We start from the raw sequence: 21,128 nt of genomic DNA on the forward strand, positions 1-21,128 counted from the left end.
ATGTTATTACATTAGTCAACAAGCCAATCGGGCGGAATTGCGGCCGGGCCGTCTTGTTGTGTGCTTTGGCTTGGCTCAAGAAGTTCCGCTCGAGCGGCCTTGCCCCCGGCGAACCCGGCCCCTAAACAGGCGCACCGACAAGAGGAGAAGGAATATCCAATGAGCATTCGTCGTATCGATGTAGGCCCGCGCATGAGCCAGATCGTCATCCACGGCAACACCGTCTATCTGGCCGGTCAGGTCGGAAAGCCGGGCGGAAACGTCGGTGCCCAGACCAGGGACATTCTGGCGGCGATCGACGAATTGCTGGCCAAGGCCGGCACCGACAAAACCAAGATCCTGCAGGCGATCATCTGGCTGGCCGACATGAGCACCTTTGCCGAGATGAACGCGGAGTGGGACAAATGGGTACCGCAGGGCAACACGCCGGCCCGCGCCACCGGCGAAGCCAAGCTTGCCGGACCAGAATATCTGGTCGAGATTATTGTTACCGCGGCGATTTGAGGCGTAGCGCTTTCCCTTCTCCCCTTGTGGGAGAAGGTGGCCGAGCGAAGCTCGGTCGGATGAGGGGTGTTGGACGGATCGCTACGCCGATATTTTAAACACCAAAAATCATTCGATATTTTTAACGTCTCATTCCTTCCAGCACCCCTCATCCGTCTCGGCGCTGCGCGCCGATCCACCTTCTCCCACAAGGGGAGAAGGGGGCGTGTCACTACCCCCTTGACGGTGCAAACCGCGCCACCAGCGTGTGGTTCTCTGCCGCATAGGTGAAGCGGACATGGGTGATGGGGTGCTCGGCGCTCCATGTCCGCCGCTCGATCACCAGGCACGGTGCGCCCGTCGCGATGTCGAGTGCCGCCGCTACGTGCTTTTCGGCGGCAACCGCGCGGATGCGATGCTCGGCCGCACTCCACGGCACACGGCCGATCAGCCACGGACCGGGCGCGGTGTCGAAAAACGCCTCTTCGGCGGCCTCCGGCACGGCAGCCAGGTTGATCAGCCGCTGCTCGTGGGCGAACGGCCGCTTGCCGGCGAAATGCCGGCATTCCAGCACCAGCACCGGCCCGGCGACGTCGAGTTCCAGCAGGGCGCGGTCGTCGGCGCTGCTGCGCCTTCTGTTTCGCGCTATGCGCTCATAGCGGTAGGGCAGGCCAAGTGCCTCGACCTCGATCCGGATGTCGTGGATTTCGAGAACGGCTGCCTGTGACTGCGGCCGGCGGACAAAACTGCCGGAGCGACGCCGGCGCTCGATCAGCCCGGCCTTGGCCAGTTGCGACAGCGCCTTGTTCACTGTCATGCGCGAACAATTGTATTCGGCCGTCAGTTCATGCTCGAACGGAATGCGGTGGCCGGGCGCCCAGGCACCCGACAGGATCCGTTCGCTGATGTCCGACAGGATGCGCTGGTGCAGCGAAAGAACCTCGCCGCCGTCCGCGCTTCCAGAATCCGCGCTTATTGTCCCGAGCATGCTCATGCCGAAAGCGCTGTCATCACCTTGCGGAACCGCTCGGCGATGGCATCGCGCCTGGCATGCATGCCGCCGCTGACCAGTTTCTTGCCATGCACCCAGACGCAATCGACCTTGGTGCCGTTGGCAAAAATCCAGGCATCAAGGATTGCATCGCCCGTCTTGCCGGCCAGCGATGGATGCTTGCCGTCGAGCGAGACGAAATCGGCCGAGGCACCTGCTGCGATCTGCGAGTGGCCGGCGCCCAACGCGGCACTGCCACCATCGAGCGCTGCATCGAACAAAGCACGGCCGGTCGAGCCACCGGCCACCGCCAGCACGTTGCGGGCGCGGTGGGCGAGGCGCTGCGAATATTCGAGCTGCCGCAACTCGTCCGGCACGCCGATCAGTACGTTCGAATCCGAGCCGATGCCGAAGCGGCCGCCATGCTGCATGAACAAGGACGCGGCAAAGGTGCCGTCGCCGAGATTGGCCTCGGTGATCGGGCAGAGGCCGGCAACGGCGCCGCTTTTCGCCAAATCGGTCGTCTCGGTCTCGGTCATGTGGGTGGCGTGGATGAGACACCAGCGCCGGTCGACCTTGGCGTTGGCAAGCAGCCATTCGACCGGCCGCGCCTCGGACCAGGCAAGACAATCCTCGACCTCCTTCATCTGCTCGGCGATGTGGATGTGGATAGGCCCCTCCGGCGCCATCACCGTGATGTTTTCCAGTTCCTCCGGTGTCACGGCACGCAGGCTGTGCGGGGCGACGCCGACGACGCCTTGATTCAAGGTGCGAATGGATTCGCGGCTTTTCTCAACAAGCCGCGAGAACTGGTTCACATCGTTGATGAACCGGCGTTGGCCTTCATTTGGCGCAGCGCCGCCGAAAGAGGAATGCGCGTAGAACACCGGCAGCAAAGTCAGCCCGATGCCTGTCTCGGACGCTGCAGCAACAATGCGCTGCGCCATCTCGGCGATATTGGCATAGGGCCGGCCGTCGCGGTCATGGTGTAAATAATGAAACTCGCCGACGCGCGAGAACCCGGCCTCCAGCATCTCGACATAGAGCTGGGCCGCGACCGCCTCGACTTGGTCCGGCGTCATCGACAGCGCGAAACGGTACATCACCTCGCGCCAGCTCCAGAAACTGTCGGCGGAAGGGCCGCGCAATTCGGCAAGGCCGGCCATGCCGCGCTGGAAGGCATGGCTGTGCAGGTTCGGCATCCCTGATAGCAGGATGGCACGGCGCTCGTCTCCAGGCAGGAGCGAGGTATTCGCCTTGACCGTGGCGATCCTGCCGTCGGAGATGACGATCCGCACATTGCTGTGCCAGCCGTCGGGCAGAAGCGCCTGTTCCGCAAAGATTGCTGTCACGTTTTTCTCCAAATCCCGGTCTGCCGTGCGATGATAGCGCTTGCAGTGCCTTTTCATATGTATATACATAATCGTCACCTATTGAAACGGAAAAGATGATGGCTGCAGAGAGCAAAAGCCGGGCAGGGGAGGTTCGCCTCTGGCGCAATGCGCGCCTCGCGACCATGGCCGAAAGCAGCCCCGGGTCAGGCGTTGTCGAGCACGGTGCAATCGCCGTGCGCAACGGCCGGATCGTCTATGCTGGGCCGGAAGCCGACATGCCGGCAGCACTTAGCAAAGGCGCCGAGGCGATCGACTGCGAAGGCCGCTGGATCACGCCCGGCCTGATCGACTGCCACACTCATCTGGTCCACGCCGGCAACCGTGCCAATGAATTCGAGATGCGGCTGGCCGGCGCCAGCTATGAGGAGGTTGCCAAGGCCGGCGGCGGCATCGTCTCCTCGGTCAAGGCATTGCGCGCGGCGAGCGAGGACGAACTGGTCGGCCAGTCGCTGCCGCGCCTCGATGCGCTGCTTGCCGAAGGCGTAACCACCGTCGAGATTAAATCCGGCTACGGTCTCGACCTCGAAAACGAGAAGAAGTCGCTGCGCGCCGCACGACGGCTGGGCGGTGAGCGGCCGGTGACGGTCAGGACCACTTTCCTCGGCGCTCATGCGCTGCCGCCCGAAGCAAAAGGTGACAAGGACGCCTTTATCGATCTTGTTGCAAAGCAGATTTTGCCGGCCGTCGCTGCCGAGGGCCTGGCCGATGCCGTCGACGGTTTTTGCGAAGGCATTGCCTTTTGGCCGGAGCAGATCGCCCGCGTGTTCGATGCCGCGAAGGCGGCGGGCCTGCCGGTCAAGCTCCATGCGGACCAGCTGTCCAATCTGCACGGCGCCGAACTTGCGGCGCGCTATGGTGCGCTATCGGCCGACCACCTCGAATACACCGACGAGGCCGGTGCGGCGGCGATGGCGAAGGCCGGAACCTTGGCGACCATCCTGCCCGGCGCCTACTACTTCATTCGCGAGACCAAGAAGCCGCCGATCGCCTTGTTTCGCCAGCATGGCGTCAGGATGGCCGTTGCCACCGATAACAATCCCGGCACGTCGCCGCTGACCTCGCTGCTGCTGACCATGAACATGGCCGCGACATTGTTTGGCCTGACCGTCGATGAATGCATTGCCGGCGTTACCCGCGAGGCTGCCCGCGCGCTCGGGCTGCTTGGACAGACCGGCACGCTGGAGGCCGGAAAATCGGCCGATCTGGCGATCTGGAACGTCGAGCGCCCGGCCGAACTCGTCTACCGCATGGGCTTCAACCCGCTGCATGCCCGCATCTGGAGGGGACAATGACCGAACTCAAGCTAAGGCCGGGCAATGCCACGCTGGCCGATTGGCGCGCCATCTATCGCGGCGCCGCGCTGAGGCTCGACGATGCCTGCCGGCCGAAGATCAAGGCCAGCGCCGAGGCCGTCGCCAGGATCGTTGCCAAGGGCGAGCCGGTCTATGGCATCAATACCGGCTTCGGCAAGCTGGCCAGCGTCCGCATCCCCGCCGCCGATCTGGAAACGTTGCAGCGAAACATCGTGCTGTCTCATGCCGCCGGCGTCGGCGAGCCGATGCCCGTCGCAATCTGCAGGCTGATGATGGCGCTGAAGCTGGCCAGCCTGGCACAGGGCGCCTCCGGCGTGCGGCCGCGGACGATCGAACTGATCGAGGCGATGCTGGCCAACGACGTTATCCCCGTGGTGCCGGCGCAAGGCTCGGTCGGCGCTTCCGGCGACCTTGCGCCGCTGTCGCACATGACCGCCGTGATGATCGGCGTCGGCGAGTGCTTTACCCCGCATGGCCGCTTTCCCGCCAAGGTCGCCTTCGTTTCGCATGGGTTGGAGCCGGTGACACTGGGCGCCAAGGAAGGCCTGGCGCTGCTCAACGGTACCCAGTTTTCGACCGCCTATGCGCTTGCCGCTTTGTTCGAGGCGGAAGTGCTCTACCAGTCGGCACTGGTCGCCGGCGCGCTGTCGACCGATGCCGCCAAGGGCTCCGACGCTCCGTTCGATCCACGCATCCATCTGCTCAGGAAACATCGCGGCCAGATCGAGACGGCCGAGGCGTTGCGCAATTTGATGGCCGGCAGCGCCATCCGTGAATCGCACCGCGTCGGCGACGAGCGCGTGCAGGATCCGTATTGCCTGCGCTGCCAGCCGCAGGTGATGGGCGCAGCACTCGACGTGCTCCGCAAGGCCGCCGAGACGCTCGGCACCGAGGCCAACGGCGTCACCGACAATCCGCTGATCTTTGCCGAGGACGACTCCGCACTTTCGGGCGGCAATTTCCATGCCGAGCCGGTCGCCTTCGCCGCCGACATGATCGCACTCGCCGTCTGCGAGATCGGCTCGCTGTCGGAGCGGCGCATCGCCATGCTGGTCGATCCGGCGCTGTCGGGCATGCCGGCCTTTCTCACGCCCAAGCCGGGTCTGAATTCCGGTTTCATGATCCCTCAGGTCACGGCGGCAGCACTGGTTTCTGAAAACAAGCAAAAGGCCTATCCGGCCAGCGTCGATTCGATCCCGACCTCGGCCAACCAGGAAGACCACGTCTCGATGGCGGCGCATGGCGCGCGCCGCCTCATCGGCATGGTCGAGAATGCGACGGCCGTCATCGGCATCGAATTGCTGGCCGCCGCGCAAGGCTGCGATTTCCACGCACCGCTGGCCTCGAGCGCGGCCCTGGAGGCGGTGCGCCGGCTGGTCAGGGCAGAGGTGCCGCATCTCGACAACGACCGGCACTTCCACCCCGACATGGAGAAGGCCATCGCCATGATACGCAGCGGCGCGGCGGTGAAGACCGCGGGTGCGGTGAAACTGCCGGGCGTTGCGTCATGAGGCGGTGTGCCGTGACAGGTCGCGTTCTGTCGCGCCCCCCTCTGTCCTGCCGGACTGTCCGGCAGGACAGAGGGCGGCGCTGTCCCGCTGACGTCCTGCCAGAAACAAAAAACCCGCCTCAAAGGCGGGTCGTCGGGCCGAATCAGCACCATACCGAACTTAGTAGCATAGCTGCCGGCACAAAGCAAGAACAAAATGCGTTCCGACCGGCAAAAAGCGAGGTCGGTGTTCACGGACGATTGCAAGGTCGCGTTCTGTCGCGCGGAGACTTCCGATGACCTCACCCTCCTGGCTCACCGTCACCCAAGGCACAGCACCCCTGCTGGTTTCGATCCCGCATACCGGCATCGATCTCGCCGGCCTCGACAGCCGGCTGGTCTCGCCCTGGCTCGGCCGCCGTGACGCCGACTGGTGGATCGACAAGCTTTATGACTTCGCCGAGAGCCTCGGCGCGACGGTCGTGCATACGGCGATTTCGCGCACCGTTATCGACGTCAACCGCGATCCGTCCGGCGTTTCGCTCTATCCCGGCCAGACGACGACTGGGCTCTGCCCGACAGAGACCTTTGACGGCGATCAGCTCTACCGCAAGGGTGAAGAGCCGGGACCGTCGGAGATCGACGAACGCCGCGAGAAGTTCTTCGTACCCTATCATGCCGCTCTGCAGGCCGAGATCGACAGGCTGCGCGCTTTGCATGGGAAGGTCGTCGTCTATGACTGCCATTCGATCCGCTCGGTGCTGCCGCGCCTTTTCGAAGGCAAATTGCCGGTCTTCAATCTCGGCACCAATGACGGCAAGAGCGCCGATCCGACGCTGCAAGCGACGGTTGGCCGGATCCTCGCCGAAACCGGCGAGAGCTACGTCGTCAACGGCCGCTTCAAGGGCGGCTGGATCACGCGCCATTTCGGCCAGCCGCTAGCCGGCGTCCACGCGCTGCAGATGGAACTCTCCAACCGCGGCTATATGCGCGAGCCCGAAGGCAAGGGCGAACCGGCTAACTGGCCGGTGCCTTACGAGGCCGAATTCGCGGCGCCGATCCGCGTCACGCTGAAGAAGATCCTGGAAACCGCGATCGCCTGGGCCGAACGCTGACGCGCGGTGCACCTCACTCGAAAGGGACAATCATGACCGATCCTCGCCACAACATCCGTGAAGTGCGCAGCCCGCGCGGCAGCGAGCTCAACGCCCGCACCTGGCTGACGGAAGCGCCGTTGCGCATGCTGATGAACAATCTCGACCCAGACGTCGCCGAAAACCCCAACGAGTTGGTCGTCTATGGCGGCATCGGCCGGGCGGCGCGCACCTGGAACGATTTCGACCGCATCGTTGCCTCGCTGAAGACGCTTGGCGACGACGAGACGTTGTTGGTGCAATCGGGCAAGCCGGTCGGCGTGTTCCGCACTCATCCTGACGCCCCGCGCGTGCTGATCGCCAATTCCAACCTGGTGCCGCACTGGGCGACATGGGAGAAATTCAACGAGCTCGATAGAAGGGGCCTGATGATGTACGGCCAGATGACGGCCGGCTCGTGGATCTACATCGGCACGCAAGGCATCGTGCAGGGCACCTACGAGACCTTCGTCGAGGCCGGCCGCCAGCATTATCGCGGCAATCTCAGGGGCAAGTGGATCCTGACCGGCGGTCTCGGCGGCATGGGCGGTGCCCAGCCGCTCGCCGCGGTCATGGCCGGCGCCTGCTGCCTGGCCGTCGAATGCGATCCCGACCGCATCGATTTCCGGCTGCGCACCCGCTATGTCGATGAGCGCGCCGACACGCTCGACGAGGCTCTGGAAAAGATCGAGCGCTGGACCAAAGCCGGTGAGGCGAAATCGGTTGGCCTGGTCGGCAACGCCGCCGACATCCTGCCGGAACTGGTGCGGCGCGGCGTGCGCCCTGACATCGTCACCGACCAGACCTCGGCGCATGACCCGCTCAATGGCTATCTGCCCAAGGGCTGGTCGCTGGCCGAGTGGCGCGAGAAGCGCACCAGCGACCCGAAGGCCGTTGAAAGAGCTGCCCGCGCGTCGATGCGCGAGCATGTCGAGGCGATGGTGGCGTTCTGGAATGCCGGCGTGCCGACGCTCGACTACGGCAACAACATCCGCCAGGTGGCGAAGGAGGAGGGGTTCGAGAATGCTTTTGCCTTCCCGGGTTTCGTGCCGGCTTATATCCGTCCGCTGTTTTGCCGCGGCATCGGCCCGTTCCGCTGGGCAGCGCTTTCCGGCGATCCCGAGGATATCTACAAGACCGACGCCAAGGTGCGCGAGCTGACCCCCGGCAACACCCATCTGCACAACTGGCTCGACATGGCGCGTGAGCGCATCGCCTTCCAGGGACTGCCGGCGCGCATCTGCTGGGTTGGGCTTGGCGATCGCCACCGGCTCGGCCTCGCCTTCAACGAGATGGTCGCCAGGGGCGAACTGAAGGCGCCGGTGGTCATCGGCCGCGATCACCTCGATTCCGGCTCGGTCGCCTCGCCGAACCGCGAGACGGAGGCGATGAAGGACGGCTCCGATGCCGTCTCCGACTGGCCGTTGCTCAATGCCTTGCTCAACACGGCGTCCGGCGCCACCTGGGTGTCGCTGCACCATGGCGGCGGCGTCGGCATGGGCTTTTCGCAGCATGCCGGCATGGTCATCGTCGCCGACGGCACGCCCGAGGCGGCCAAGCGCCTGGAAAGGGTTCTGTGGAACGATCCGGCGACCGGCGTCATGCGCCACGCCGATGCCGGCTATGACATCGCGATCGAGTGCGCCCGGGAGAACCAGCTCAACCTGCCCGGCATTTTGGGCTGAGCCGCGCCTTGCGCATCCTTCGGGCAGCCGAATACCGGCCGATGCCGTGGAAGAACGGCGGCGGGGTGACGACGGAGATTGCCGTCTCGCCGCCAGGTGCCGGGCTCGACGATTTCGACTGGCGCGTCTCGATGGCGCTGGTCGAGGGCGGCGGCCCATTTTCCGGATTTGCCGGCGTCGACCGGACCTTGGCGTTGCTGGAAGGCGAGGGCATGATCCTCGACATCGCCGGCCGGCTACCGGTCGAAATCACCAAGGCTTCCGCACCGCTTGCCTTTCCGGCCGACGTGCCGACGCAAGCCACGCTGATCGCCGGTCCGATCACCGACCTCAACGTCATGACCCGCCGCGCCCGGGCGATCCACACGGTCGAGCGCCTGCTGATTTCGGCTCCGACGGAGATCCAGGCCGAAGCCGATGAAACACTCATCCTGTGCGTCGACGGCGAACTCAGCGTGGCCGGCGCGGCGCCCATGCAACTTGGGCCGCTCGACGCGCTGTTGCTCGGGGCGCAAGCGCCGGAACTGCGCCTGGATCCGGTCCGGCCGGCCATGCTGTTCGTGATCCGCATCGACCGCATTGCCGGCAACGATTAACGTCTGTTGCCAAACATGATCGTGACGCCGGCCAAATATCGCGTAAGCTGGTCGCTGCATCACGAAAAAGCCTGAATCTTCCGCCGATCAGAAGCCGAAACGATGCTCATAGTGCCCGCCTGGAAGTTGTCGAAAGACGGCATCTTGTCGTGGTGCGGAAACAAAACTTTCGGCCAAGTGTTGCGATGCAACCAATTGCATTTGGACCGGTTTTAGGGACATTGCCGTGGCGGTGACGCCGCACTGCGTCCCCAACACGGAACCTTAGATGAATATCCAGACCAATCTCGCACAGATCGAAAAGACGAGCGCCAGCTTCCCGGCTGTCACCGACGTGCCGATACGCTCCAATTTCCTGCCGGAAGATCGGCTGCGCGCTTTGGGCGCAGCCCTTGCCAATGGCGACGCCAAGGACTTGTTCGGTCTGACGCCTTTCGATTTTCAGGCGCGCATCCGCGACAGCGCCAGGAAAATTCTCGATGTCTACCGTTCCACCAACGCTGCCCAGGCGAGGGGCGAAACGATCACGCCCGCGGCGCAGTGGCTGCTCGACAACAACTACCTGGTCGAGGAGACCATTTTTCAGGTCAAGCGCGACCTGCCGCGCCGCTTCTACCGCCAGTTGCCGACGCTGAAACTGTCGGATGGATCCAGCGTGCCGCGCGCACTGGCGGTCGCGTGGACCTATGTCGCGCATTCCGACAGTTCCGTCTCGTCGGCCATGTTCAAGGCGATTGTCGAAGGCTTCCAGTCCGTCGAGCCGCTGAAGATTGGCGAATTATGGGCGCTGCCGTCGCTGCTGCGCTTCGTCCTGATCGAGAACCTTCGCCGGATCGCGGTCCGCGTCAATCGCACGCGGGAACTGCGCCAGATCGCCAACGAGGTCGCCGACCGTGTGCTGGCGACGGACGACAGCGCCGACCGGCAGGCGATACTTTCCCACTACAGCGCCCATGCGCAGGACACCACCTTCGCCACCCAGTTGCTCTACCGGCTGCGTGACGGCTCGCAAAATGCCGGCAGGGCGCTGGAATGGCTGGAGGGCGAGCTGGAAAGGACCGGCTCCGACGCCGAGGAGATCATCCTCAGCGAGCACCACACGCTGTCCAGCGGCAACGTGACCACCGGCAACATCATCCGCGGCCTGCGCCTGATCAACGACATCGACTGGACGGTGTGGTTCGAGGGCGTCAGCCGCATCGACACCTTGCTGCGCGAACGCACCGATTTCGCCGCGCTCGATTTCTTTTCGCGCGACCAATACCGGACTGCGATCGAGGAGCTGGCGCGCCGTTCCGATCTCTCCGAATTTCGCGTTGCCGAAAGGGCGATCGAGCTCGCCGGCCATGCTGCCGATGCACCGGGCTCCGAAAGCGGTCCGATCGCTCACACCGACGTCGGCTTCTTTCTGGTCGGCCCGCGCCGGCAGGAGCTCGAGCGGTCGATCGGCTACCGGCCGACCATCGGCAAGACGCTCAACCGGACCTTCCGCAAGACCGGATGGCTGGGCATCGTCGTGCCGGTGTTTGCGCTGACGGTCCTGCTTCTGGTCGTTTCCGGCAATGCGCTTGCCAATCTCGGCCTGTCGGTGCCGCCGATCGTCCTGATGCTGGCCCTGTTCGCGGTGCCGGCCAGCGAAGGCGCGCTCGCATTCTTCAACACCGTCGTCTCGCTGTTTTTGAAGCCGACGCGTCTCATCGGCTATGATTTCAGGCACGGTGTGCCGCCCGAGGCGCGCACGCTGGTGGTGGTGCCGTCGCTGATCGGCTCGCGCGACGATGTCGAGGAGAACATCCGCAACATCGAGGTGCATCACCTCGCCAACACGGCGGGCGAAGTCTATTTCGCGCTGCTTTCCGACTGGCCGGACTCGAAGACCGAGATCGATACGGCGGATGTCGAAATCCTCGAATTCGCCCGCGCCGAAATCGCCAGGCTGAACGCCCGCTATCCCTCGGAAGGGGCGCCGCGCTTTTATCTGCTGCATCGGCGCCGGCTCTACAACGCATCGCAAGGCGTCTGGATGGGCTGGGAGCGCAAGCGCGGCAAGCTGCACGAATTGAACCTTCTGCTGCGCGGGGACAGCGACACCACCTTCCTGCCGTTGGAAGTGCCATTGCCGGAGAGCGTCGTCCACGTGATGACGCTGGACGCCGACACCCGCACCACCCGCGACGCCGTCGCTGCGCTGGCCGGCAAGCTTTGCCACCCGCTCAACCGTCCGTATTTCGATGTCGCACGGCACGAGGTTACGGCAGGTTATTCCATCCTGCAGCCGCGTATCACCGCGTCGCTGACCAGTGGCGACGAGGCATCGTTCTTTCAGCGTGTCTTTTCCGCCAATCGCGGGCTCGATCCGTACGTCTTTGCCGTGTCGGACCTCTACCAGGACATCTTCGGCGACGGTTCCTTCACCGGCAAGGGTCTTTACCATGTCGACGCCTTCGAGGCGGCGCTGAAAGGCCGCATCGAGGAAAACACCATCCTCAGCCATGATCTGCTCGAAGGCGCCCTGGCGCGCTCGGCCTTGGTCACCGACGTCGAACTGGTCGAGGACTATCCGACCCGCTATTCGGTCGACGCGTCGCGCCACCATCGCTGGGCACGCGGCGACTGGCAGCTTCTGGGCTTCATTCTTGGCCCGCGCTCAAACGTGCCGGCGCTGTCGCGCTGGAAGATGGTGGACAATCTGCGCCGCTCGGTGACGCCGATCTTCTGGGTGATGGCCGCGATCGCCGGCTGGACGCTGCTGCCCTTCACGCAGGCCGCGCAATGGCAGGCGCTGCTGATCCTTACGCTGTTCATGGCGCCCACGTTCGACATCGTCGACGCCATCCTGCCGAAGAGCGGCGACCAGACGCCGCGCGGCCATTTCTCGGCACTGGCGCGCGACGTTGCCTTCGGCACCGCCCTGGTGGCGCTGAAGATCGTGCTGATGGCGCACCTTGCCTGGATGATGGGCGACGCGATCATCCGCACGCTCTACCGCCTGTTCGTCAGCCGCCAGAACCTGCTCGAATGGCGCACCGCCTCGCAGGCACACAAGGGCGGCGACAACGATCTCGGCTCCTACTACAGCATCATGTACGGCGCGGTGATCATAGGCGTCGTCGGCCTCGCCGTCCCGGTGCTGGCCGATTCCACCGGCGCCTTCGTCGCCTTCTTCTTTGCCTTGTTCTGGATCGGCTCGCCCGCCATCGCCTGCTGGATCAGCCGTTCGGCCGAAACCGAGGACCGCCTGCGCATATCGGCCGCCGACATCCACGCGCTGCGCACCGTGGCGCGGCGTACATGGCACTATTTCGAGACCTTCGTGACGGCCGAGCATCACCATCTGCCGCCGGATAATTTCCAGGAAAGCCCGGCCCCCGTGGTGGCGCCCCGCACCTCGCCGACCAATATCGGCGTCTACCTGCTGTCGGTGATTTCGGCACGCGATTTCGGCTGGATCAGCCTCTCCGACGCCGTCAACCGCATCGACGCGACGATGTCGACCATCGAGAGCATGCCGCGCGACCGCGGCCATCTCTTCAACTGGTATGACACGACGACCCTGAAGCCGCTCTACCCGCTGTACATTTCGGCGGTCGACAGCGGCAATCTCGCCGGCCATCTGGTGGCCGTGGCCGCTGCCTGCGCCGAATGGGCCGAAGCGCCGTCGGTGCATGTGCAGGGCGACTTCGAAGGCATCCTCGACACCGTCACCATCCTCGACGAAAGCCTTGAGGAACTGCCCGACGACCGGCGTCAATTGCGGCCCTTGCGCCAGCGGCTCGCCGACCGTCTCGACGGCATGCGGCGGGCGGTCGAATTGATCAAGGCGCAGCCGGAGATGGCGTCGATCCGTACCATCAACCTGGCCGTCCTGGCCGGCGAGATACGCAAGCTCGCGACAGCCATCCACACCGAGGCCGCGTCGACCCAGAGCGACACCATCGCCGATTGGGCGGCCAGGCTCGAAGCCACCTGCGAGGCGCATGTGCACGACGCGCACAGCGACGAAAACGCCGTCGCGGCATTGCGGGCCAAGCTTCTGACGTTGCGCGAGCGCACGCGCCGTTTCGCCTTCGAGATGGATTTCTCGTTCCTGATGCGGCCCGAACGCAAGCTCTTGTCGATCGGTTACCGGGTCGAGGAGCATCAGCTCGACGAAAGCTGCTACGATCTTTTGGCCTCCGAGGCGCGGCTGACCAGCCTGTTCGCCATCGCCAAGGGCGATTTGCCGACCGAGCACTGGTTCCGGCTCGGCCGGCCGATCGTCGAGATCGGCTTCCAGGGCGCACTGATGTCCTGGTCCGGCTCGATGTTCGAATATCTGATGCCGCCACTGGTGATGAAGGAGCCGCAAGGCAGCATTCTCAACCAGACCAGCAAGCTCATCATCAAGCGCCAGATCCAGTATGGCCGTTCGAAGAACGTTCCCTGGGGGATTTCGGAAGCGGCCTACAACGCCCGCGACCGCGAGCTGACCTATCAGTACACCAATTTCGGCGTGCCCGGGCTCGGCCTGAAGCGCGGCCTTGGCCAAAACACGGTGATCGCGCCTTACGCGACCGTGCTGGCAGCGCAGTTCACGCCGCATGAATCCGTCCAGAACCTGGCCACGCTCAGGCGGCTGGGCGCACTGGGCCGGCACGGTTTTTACGACGCGGTGGATTTCACGCCGCAACGCGTTCCCGAGGGCACCGACCACGCCGTCGTGCTCAACTACATGGCCCACCACTCCGGCATGTCGATTGCCGCAGTTGCCGATGCGATCTTCGAAGGGCGCCTGCGCGACCGCTTCCACAGCGATCCGGTGATCGAGTCGGCCGAATTGCTGCTGCAGGAAAGGGCGCCGCGCGACATCCCGACTGCGACCGTCAGGACCGAGGCCGACGAGCGCTCGAAGGACGAGACCGAGCTGGAAAGCCCGGATACCCGCATCGTGCTCGATCCGCTCAGGGCGCTCCGCTCGACCAGTGTCATGTCCAATGGCCGCTATTCGGTCATGGTGACCGCCACCGGCTCCGGGTACAGCCGCTGGGGCGAACTTGCCGTCACGCGCTGGCAGCCGGATCCGACCGAGGACCGCCTTGGTTCCTATATTTTCCTGCGCGACGCCAGCAACGGAGACTGGTGGTCGACCACCGCCGAGCCGAAGCGCGCCGCCGGCGAGCGTGCGCAAACGCTGTTCTCCGACGACAAGGCGAGCTTCGTCAAATCGATTGGATCGCTGCGTTCGGAAGTCGAGTGCATCGTCATCTCGGAAGGCAATGGTGAGGGCCGACGGGTGACGCTCCACAATGATGGCCCCGCCGACCGGCATATCGAAGTAACCTCGTTTGCCGAACTGGTGCTGGGCTCCGAGCCCTCGGATAATGCCCATCCGGCTTTTTCGAAGATGTTCGTGGAAACCGAGATCGCGCCGAACAACGGCGCGATCTTCGCCACCAGGGGCAAGCGCGAAAAGGACGAACCCGACGTCACCATGGTGCATTTCGTCACCGACCCGTCTGGATCGGCGCGAGACGCCGAGGCGGAAACCGACAGGCGCGCCTTCATCGGCCGCGGCCGCACCATCACCGAAGCGGCTGCCTTTGATCCCGGCGCCAAGCTTGGCGGCCATTCCGGCTTCACCCTGGATCCGATCGCATCGCTTCGCCGGCAGGTGCGCGTGCCGGCCAACAAGAAGATTTCGCTGACGTTCTGGACCGTCGTCGGTACCCATCGCGCCGAATTGGATGCCGCCATCGCACGGCTCGACCATCCCGAAAGCTTCGCCCGCCAGGCGATGCTCGCCTGGACGCGCTCGCAGGTGCAGACCCGGCACCTTGGCCTCAGCCTGTCCGACGCCGCCAATGTGCAGAAGCTGGCGCGCTATCTGATCTATCCCGATCCGTTCCTGCGCCTTCCGGGCGAATCCATCGTCTCCGGGCTCGGCAGGCAATCCAGCCTGTGGCCGACCAGCATATCCGGCGATTTTCCGATTTTCCTGGTCAGGATCGCCGATGTCGCCGATCTGGAGATCGTCGCCCAGGCGCTTCGCTTCCAGGAATACATGCGCGCTCGCGGCATGATGATCGATTTTGTCGTCGTCAACGAGCAGGCGTCTTCCTACGTGCAGGACCTGCAGCGCGCGGTGGAGACGCTGTGCGAAAACAGCCGGTTGCGCGGCAAGGAGCTCGGACCCCGCCAGCACATCTTCGCGGTGCGCCGCGATCTGATGGAGGAAACGACCTACAGGACCTTGCTCGCCGTCGCTCGGGTGGTGCTGCATACGCGCAACGGCACCATCTTCGACCAGATCGAGCGCGCTGAGGCCGCGGCACTGCAGGCGCGGGACGCCGCCCTCCAGCCGGCAGAGCTTGCAGCGCTTCGCGAGCCGTCCTTGCCGGTGCCGACGTCGCAAGCATCTGCCGCCCAGGCACTGATCGAGGGCCGCGTCGACGGCAGCGGGCTCGACCAATGGAACGGTTTCGGCGGCTTCGACGGCGACGGACGCCACTACGTCGTGCGTCTTGCCGGCCGGCGCACGACGCCGCAGCCGTGGATCAACGTCATCTCCAACCCATCGTTCGGGTTCCACATGTCGGCTGAAGGCGCTGCCTTCACCTGGAGCCGCAACAGCCGCGACTATCAGTTGACGCCATGGTCGAACGATCCGGTCACCAACCGGCCGGGCGAGGGCATCTATATCTACGATCATGCCAGTGGCAGGGCGTTCTCGCCAATGGCTGCTGTGGTGCGTGATCCGACAATGACCTACGAAACCTGGCACGGGCAGGGTTTTTCGACGTTCCGCTCAAAACGCGGGCCGCTGTCGATGGACCTGACCCATGTCGTCGATCCCGTCGATCCGGTGAAGATATCGCGGCTGCGCATCCAGAATTCGGGTTCGGTGCCGATGCGGCTGCGCGTCTACGCCTATGCGGAATGGGTTCTTGGCGGCCATCGCTCGCGCACCGCTGCAAGCATCGTTCCGTCGAGGGATGCCGCAACCGGCGCATTGCTGGCGCAAAATCCCTATGGGCTCGATTTCGGCGAGCGGATCGCCTTTCTGGCCGCCGACGGTGCTGTGCATTCGGTCACCGCCGATCGCGGCGAGTTCATCGGCAGGCAAGGCACGAGCGAGTTTCCGCATGCCGTGCTGAGCGGCGCCGGCCTGTCCGGCCGTGTCGAGGCCGGCGACGATCCCTGCGCGGCCATCGCACGCGACATCGACATCGCTGCCGGCGGCGACGTCACGCTGCTCTGGCTGCTCGGCGACGCGGCCTCGCCCGAGGGGGCCAGCGCGCTGGTGCAGACCCATCGCTCAAGGGATTTCGATCAGCGGCTGGCCGACAACGAGCGCACATGGCGCGGTTTTCTCGACACAATCCAGGTCGAGACGCCGGACAAGGCACTCGACGCTATGATCAATCACTGGCTGCCGTATCAGAGCCTGGCCTGCCGCATCCGTGCCCGCTCTGCGTTCTATCAGGCGAGCGGTGCCTTCGGCTTCCGCGATCAGTTGCAGGATACCTTGGCTTTGCTGGCGCATGACCCCAAGCTGGCGCGTGATCAGATCCTCAATGCGGCGCGGCGGCAATTCCCCGAAGGCGACGTACAGCATTGGTGGCTGCCGCGTACCGAGGCCGGCGTCCGCACCATGATCTCGGACGACGTGGTCTGGCTGGCCCACGCCACGGCCCGTTACCTGCTGGTGACCGGCGACACCGCGATCCTGAAGGAGCAACTGCCCTTCATCGAAGGGCAGGCGCTGGGCGAAGGCGAGCACGATGCTTTCTTCATCCCGGAAATCTCGAAGAAGACAGCCTCGCTCTATGACCATTGCGCGCGGGCGCTCGATCTTGCCGTCAAGCGCAGCAGCCCAGCCGGGCTGCCGCTGATCCTCGGCGGCGACTGGAACGACGGCATGAACCGCGTCGGCGAGCACGGCAAGGGCGAGAGCGTGTGGCTGGGCTGGTTCCTGCTGAAGACGCTGGGCGACTTTGCCGCCGTCGCCAAGGCGGAGCGCGATGCCAAGCGCGTGCAGGCCTGGACGAAGCACGCCGAGGTGCTGAAACGGGCGCTGGAAAGCACCGCCTGGGATGGCGAGTGGTATCGGCGCGGCAGCTTCGACGACGGCACGCCGCTCGGCTCGCGCAAGTCGGACGAGTGCAAGATCGACTCGATCGCCCAGTCCTGGAGCGTGCTTTCGGGCGAGGGCGACCCGGCGCGGTCGACCACGGCAATGGCGCAGGCGATGAAAGCGCTCGTCGACGACGACCTCAAGATCGCCAAACTGTTCACCCCGCCCTTCTCGAAGACGGAAAAGGACCCGGGCTACATCAAGAGCTATCCGCCGGGGGTCCGTGAAAACGGCGGCCAATACACGCACGCGGCAACATGGTTCGTCATTGCGCTAGCCGAGATGGGTCGCACCGACGATGCCTACCGTTGCCTTTCAATGCTCAATCCGGTCAACCATGCGCTCGACGAAGCCGCGGCAGAGCGCTACCGGGTGGAACCTTATGTCGTCGCGGCCGACGTTTATTCCGGGCAAGACAAGGGCGGCCGCGGCGGCTGGACCTGGTATACCGGGTCGGCGGGCTGGCTTTATCGCGCCGCGGTCGAGAGCATTCTCGGCATAGAGCGCCGCGGACAGCGCCTCCAGTTCACGCCGAGACTTCCTAGCCATTGGGACGGCTATTCGGCAACTCTGAAGATGCTGGGCGCCGAGATCAAGGTACGCGTCGTCCGCGACAAAAAGGCCCGGGCCATCTCACTTGAAGTGAATGGCACGAAGACCAAATCTTCGTCCTTCGAGCCAAAAGCCGGAGATAGTGCCGAGGTGGTCGTCAGAATACCGGCCTAGATTCAAGGGCTTGGAGCGTCGCTTAGCGTTCCCAGGGCACGCACGGGCGCTCCAAGTGCCTCTACCGGTTATATTTGCGTTTGACCTTGCTGAATGCCTGCACACGACTTTAGACGTCGTGCCCAGGGTCTTGCTGATTAAAATTGTGGCAGTGCTTTCCAGCTGCCATGATTTTGCCGCAACGCTGACATTTCACCTTTTATCTCAAACTGTTAGACGATCACGGCAAATTTCGAAGCGTCGTCATCTTTTGTTCGCGGAATGGGAACGGAAGAGCTAGACGAGCATTGTTTTGCGACGCGTCAACCGATACGAGTCAAAAAATGACGCACTGCACCATAAATAATTGGCGGAGTAGCTGAAGTGTCACTTCTGCAAATCTACTGGCGAGCCCTTGGTTATCTCGCTGCCGACAGGAAACGCGTTGCGTTTATCTGCGGGGCGAATGTCGCGCTTGCCATTATCGCCATTCTCGAGCCGATCATGTTCGGCCGGGTGATCGATGCCATTTCGGACCGCGGCTCGGTGTTCTCGACGCTCGCAATGTGGGCCGGCATTGGCGCTTTCAATATCGTCGCCTTCGTTCTGGTGGCGCGCGGCGCTGATCGCTTTGCCCACCAGCGGCGCAGCGAGGTTCTTTGCCAGTCGTTCGAGCGCGTCATCACCATGCCGCTTGCCTGGCATCATCAGCGCGGCACCTCCAATTCCCTGCACACGCTTCTGCGGGCGGTCGAGACCCTGTTCAGCCTCTGGCTCGAATTCATGCGGCAGCACCTGTCGACAGCGGTCGCGTTGGTTCTGCTGGTGCCCACGGCGCTCAGCATGGATATCCGCATGTCGATGGTGCTGCTGGCGCTTGGCGCGCTCTATGTCGGCATCGGACGGCTGGTGATGCGGCGCACCAAGGAAGGCCAGGCGGCCGTGGAGCGTCACTACCACAAGGTGTTTGCGCATGTGACCGACTCGGTCAGCAACGTCGCCGTCCTCCAGAGCTACAACCGCATCGGCCACGAGACCGAGGCGCTGAAGCGCTACGTCAAGAATCTGCTCGATGTGCAGAACCCCGTGCTCGACTGGTGGGCAATGGCCAACGCGCTGCATCGCCTGTCGTCGACGATTTCGATGATGGTGGTGCTTCTGATTGGCGCCTACCTGGTGACGCACGGCCAGTTGCGCATCGGCGACGTCATAGCCTTTACCGGCTTTGCCACGCTGCTGATTGCCCGGCTCGACCAGATGTCGGCTTTCGCCAACCAGATTTCCGAGGCACGCGCCAAGCTCGAGGAATTCTATCATCTCGAGGACTCCGCTTCCGATGCCGCCGAGCCCGACGGGCTGCGCGACCTCGTCAACGTCACGGGTCACGTGCGTTTCGAGAACGTCTGCTTCGAGTTCGGCAATTCCGGGCAGGGCGTCGACGACGCGTCGTTCGAGGTCCAGGCCGGCCAGACCGTCGCCATCGTCGGCCCCACGGGCGCCGGCAAGACGACGCTCATCAACCTTCTGCAGCGCGTCTTCACCCCGTCCAGCGGCCGTATCCTGATCGACGGCATCGACACCCGCACGGTGACCCGCAAGTCGCTGCGCCATTCGATCGCCACCGTCTTCCAGGATGCCGGCCTGCTCAACCGCTCGATCGAGGACAACATCCGCGTCGGCCGCGCGGAGGCGACCTATGACGAGGTCCATGCCGCGGCCAATGCCGCCGCCGCGCAGGATTTCATCCTGTCAAAGTGCGAGGGCTACGACACGGTCGTCGGCGAACGCGGCGGACAGCTGTCCGGTGGCGAGCGCCAGCGCATCGCGATCGCCCGCGCCGTGCTGAAGGACGCGCCCATCCTGGTTCTCGACGAGGCGACCAGCGCGCTCGACGTCGAGACGGAAGACCGCGTCAAGGACGCCATCGACGAATTGCGGCGCGGCCGCACCACCTTCATCATCGCCCACCGCCTGACCACCGTTCGCGACGCCGATCTGGTCGTGTTCATGGACAAGGGCCGGGTGGTCGAGATGGGCGGGTTCACCGAACTGTCGCTGCGCAACGGTCGCTTCGCCAGCCTGCTGCGCGCCGGCGGCCTGCTCAACGACGAGGAGGTCCGCCGCCTCAGCCGTCCGGTGAACGAAGCCGCCTGAGCAGCGCGGCTTGCCTTCTCCCCTTGCGGGAGAAGGTGGCCTCGCGAAGCGAGGTCGGATGAGGGGTGCTCCAGCTTGGCGCAAATCTTCATCCAAATCCAGACTTCGGCGCACGGCGATCATTGGCGCCTCACTCCGTCCAGCACCCCTCATCCGGCTCGACGCTACGCGCCGATCCACCTTCTCCCGCAAGGGGAGAAGGGAAGACGTACCGCCGCTGCGGTTGCCGCAACTCCGCCGGCGGTCTATGTAAAGCCGCATGAGCGATACGACTTCACGCCTCTCCGGCTGGATGGACCTTGCCAACCCGACGCGGTTCGTCGCGCTGGTCGACAAGGTGGTGCCGTGGTTGGCGAGCGTGGCCGCCATCGTCCTCGGCGTGGGTCTCTATATGAGCTTCACGGCGCCTGAGGACTTCCAGCAGGGCATCACCGTTCGCATCATGTATATCCACGTGCCTTTCGCCTGGCTTGCCATGATGTGCTACACGCTGATGGCGGTCTCGGCACTGGGCACGCTGGTCTGGCGCCATCCGCTGGCTGACGTGGCGCTAAAATCGGCGGCACCCATCGGCGCCGTCTTCACCGCCCTTGCACTGATCACCGGTTCGATCTGGGGCAAGCCGATGTGGGGCACCTGGTGGGTGTGGGACGCGCGGCTGACCTCGGTCTTCATACTGTTCCTGATGTATCTCGGCATCATCGCGCTGACCCGCGCGCTCGACGATGCCGGGCGCGCCGCCTGGGCCGCCGCCATCATCACCCTGGTCGGCTTCATCAACATTCCGATCATCAAATTTTCGGTCGACTGGTGGAACACGCTGCATCAGCCGGCGTCGGTGTTCCGGCTTGGCGGGCCGACCATCGATCCAAGCCTGTTGTGGCCGTTGCTGGTGATGGCACTCGGCTTCACAGTGCTGTTCTTCGCGCTGCATCTGATGGCGATGCGCACCGAGATCCGGCGCCGCCGCGTCATTTCGATGCGCCGGGTTGCCGCGAGGCAGGCTAACTGACCGCCGTCGAGTTCCTTCGCGCCCCCCTCTGGCCTGCCGGCCATCTCCCCCTCCAGGGGG

At 64.4% G+C, this 21,128-nt stretch carries 11 protein-coding genes; 9 read left to right on the forward strand and 2 right to left on the reverse strand.

Annotated elements, in window-relative coordinates:
* The first annotated feature begins 159 nt into the window (after positions 1 to 159).
* The gene (locus tag X773_RS42715) at positions 160 to 504 is read left to right on the forward strand and encodes a RidA family protein (RefSeq protein WP_023674415.1); all 345 of its coding nucleotides are present in this window, start codon (positions 160 to 162) and stop codon (positions 502 to 504) included.
* Between the two features lie 211 nt (positions 505 to 715).
* Here X773_RS42715 and hutC read toward each other — a convergent pair whose 3' ends face one another.
* Complete coding sequence (hutC, locus tag X773_RS42720) at positions 716 to 1,477, reverse strand: histidine utilization repressor (RefSeq protein ID WP_023674416.1); 762 nt, start codon at positions 1,475 to 1,477, stop codon at positions 716 to 718.
* On the reverse strand, positions 1,474 to 2,826 hold the full coding sequence (locus X773_RS42725; RefSeq protein WP_023674417.1) for a formimidoylglutamate deiminase: 1,353 nt from the start codon (positions 2,824 to 2,826) through the stop codon (positions 1,474 to 1,476). The genes hutC and X773_RS42725 overlap by 4 nt, the downstream gene beginning before the upstream one ends.
* Positions 2,827 to 2,924: 98 nt before the next feature.
* Between X773_RS42725 and hutI the strand changes: the two genes are divergently transcribed.
* From hutI to X773_RS42765, 8 genes are all read left to right on the forward strand, one after another.
* Entirely contained in the window at positions 2,925 to 4,160 is a 1,236-nt protein-coding gene (gene hutI, locus X773_RS42730) for an imidazolonepropionase (RefSeq protein WP_023674418.1), read from the forward strand.
* Entirely contained in the window at positions 4,157 to 5,692 is a 1,536-nt protein-coding gene (hutH, locus tag X773_RS42735) for a histidine ammonia-lyase (protein ID WP_023674419.1), read from the forward strand. Before hutI ends, hutH begins: the two co-directional genes overlap by 4 nt.
* 274 nt (positions 5,693 to 5,966) lie before the next feature.
* Positions 5,967 to 6,785: an N-formylglutamate deformylase gene (gene hutG, locus X773_RS42740; protein ID WP_023674420.1), complete on the forward strand. Its 819-nt coding sequence runs from the start codon at positions 5,967 to 5,969 to the stop codon at positions 6,783 to 6,785.
* A 32-nt stretch (positions 6,786 to 6,817) separates the two neighbouring features.
* Positions 6,818 to 8,488 (forward strand): urocanate hydratase, encoded by a 1,671-nt coding sequence (gene hutU / locus X773_RS42745; RefSeq protein WP_023674421.1) that lies wholly within the window; start codon positions 6,818 to 6,820, stop codon positions 8,486 to 8,488.
* 8 nt (positions 8,489 to 8,496) lie between these two features.
* On the forward strand, positions 8,497 to 9,084 hold the full coding sequence (locus tag X773_RS42750) for a HutD family protein (protein ID WP_023674422.1): 588 nt from the start codon (positions 8,497 to 8,499) through the stop codon (positions 9,082 to 9,084).
* 268 nt (positions 9,085 to 9,352) lie between these two features.
* A complete protein-coding gene (locus X773_RS42755) occupies positions 9,353 to 17,923 on the forward strand; it encodes a glucoamylase family protein (protein ID WP_023674424.1) in 8,571 nt (2,856 codons plus the stop codon).
* A gap of 363 nt (positions 17,924 to 18,286) precedes the next feature.
* Entirely contained in the window at positions 18,287 to 20,056 is a 1,770-nt protein-coding gene (locus X773_RS42760; RefSeq protein ID WP_023674425.1) for a glucan ABC transporter ATP-binding protein/ permease, read from the forward strand.
* A gap of 259 nt (positions 20,057 to 20,315) precedes the next feature.
* A complete protein-coding gene (locus X773_RS42765; RefSeq protein WP_023674426.1) occupies positions 20,316 to 21,068 on the forward strand; it encodes a heme ABC transporter permease in 753 nt (250 codons plus the stop codon).
* Positions 21,069 to 21,128 lie beyond the last annotated feature (60 nt).

This window comes from Mesorhizobium sp. LSJC280B00 (genome assembly GCF_000502835.1).
In the GTDB taxonomy this organism is placed as follows: domain Bacteria; phylum Pseudomonadota; class Alphaproteobacteria; order Rhizobiales; family Rhizobiaceae; genus Mesorhizobium.

What these genes read in the sequence shown, in the direction of transcription:
- X773_RS42765 (WP_023674426.1), top strand. Translation starts at nt 20,316, where the DNA reads ATGAGCGATACGACTTCACGCCTCTCCGGCTGGATGGACCTTGCCAAC.
- hutI (WP_023674418.1), top strand. Translation starts at nt 2,925, where the DNA reads ATGGCTGCAGAGAGCAAAAGCCGGGCAGGGGAGGTTCGCCTCTGGCGC.
- hutU (WP_023674421.1), top strand. Translation starts at nt 6,818, where the DNA reads ATGACCGATCCTCGCCACAACATCCGTGAAGTGCGCAGCCCGCGCGGC.
- hutH (WP_023674419.1), top strand. Translation starts at nt 4,157, where the DNA reads ATGACCGAACTCAAGCTAAGGCCGGGCAATGCCACGCTGGCCGATTGG.
- X773_RS42715 (WP_023674415.1), top strand. Translation starts at nt 160, where the DNA reads ATGAGCATTCGTCGTATCGATGTAGGCCCGCGCATGAGCCAGATCGTC.
- X773_RS42755 (WP_023674424.1), top strand. Translation starts at nt 9,353, where the DNA reads ATGAATATCCAGACCAATCTCGCACAGATCGAAAAGACGAGCGCCAGC.
- hutG (WP_023674420.1), top strand. Translation starts at nt 5,967, where the DNA reads ATGACCTCACCCTCCTGGCTCACCGTCACCCAAGGCACAGCACCCCTG.
- hutC (WP_023674416.1), bottom strand. Translation starts at nt 1,477, where the DNA reads ATGAGCATGCTCGGGACAATAAGCGCGGATTCTGGAAGCGCGGACGGC.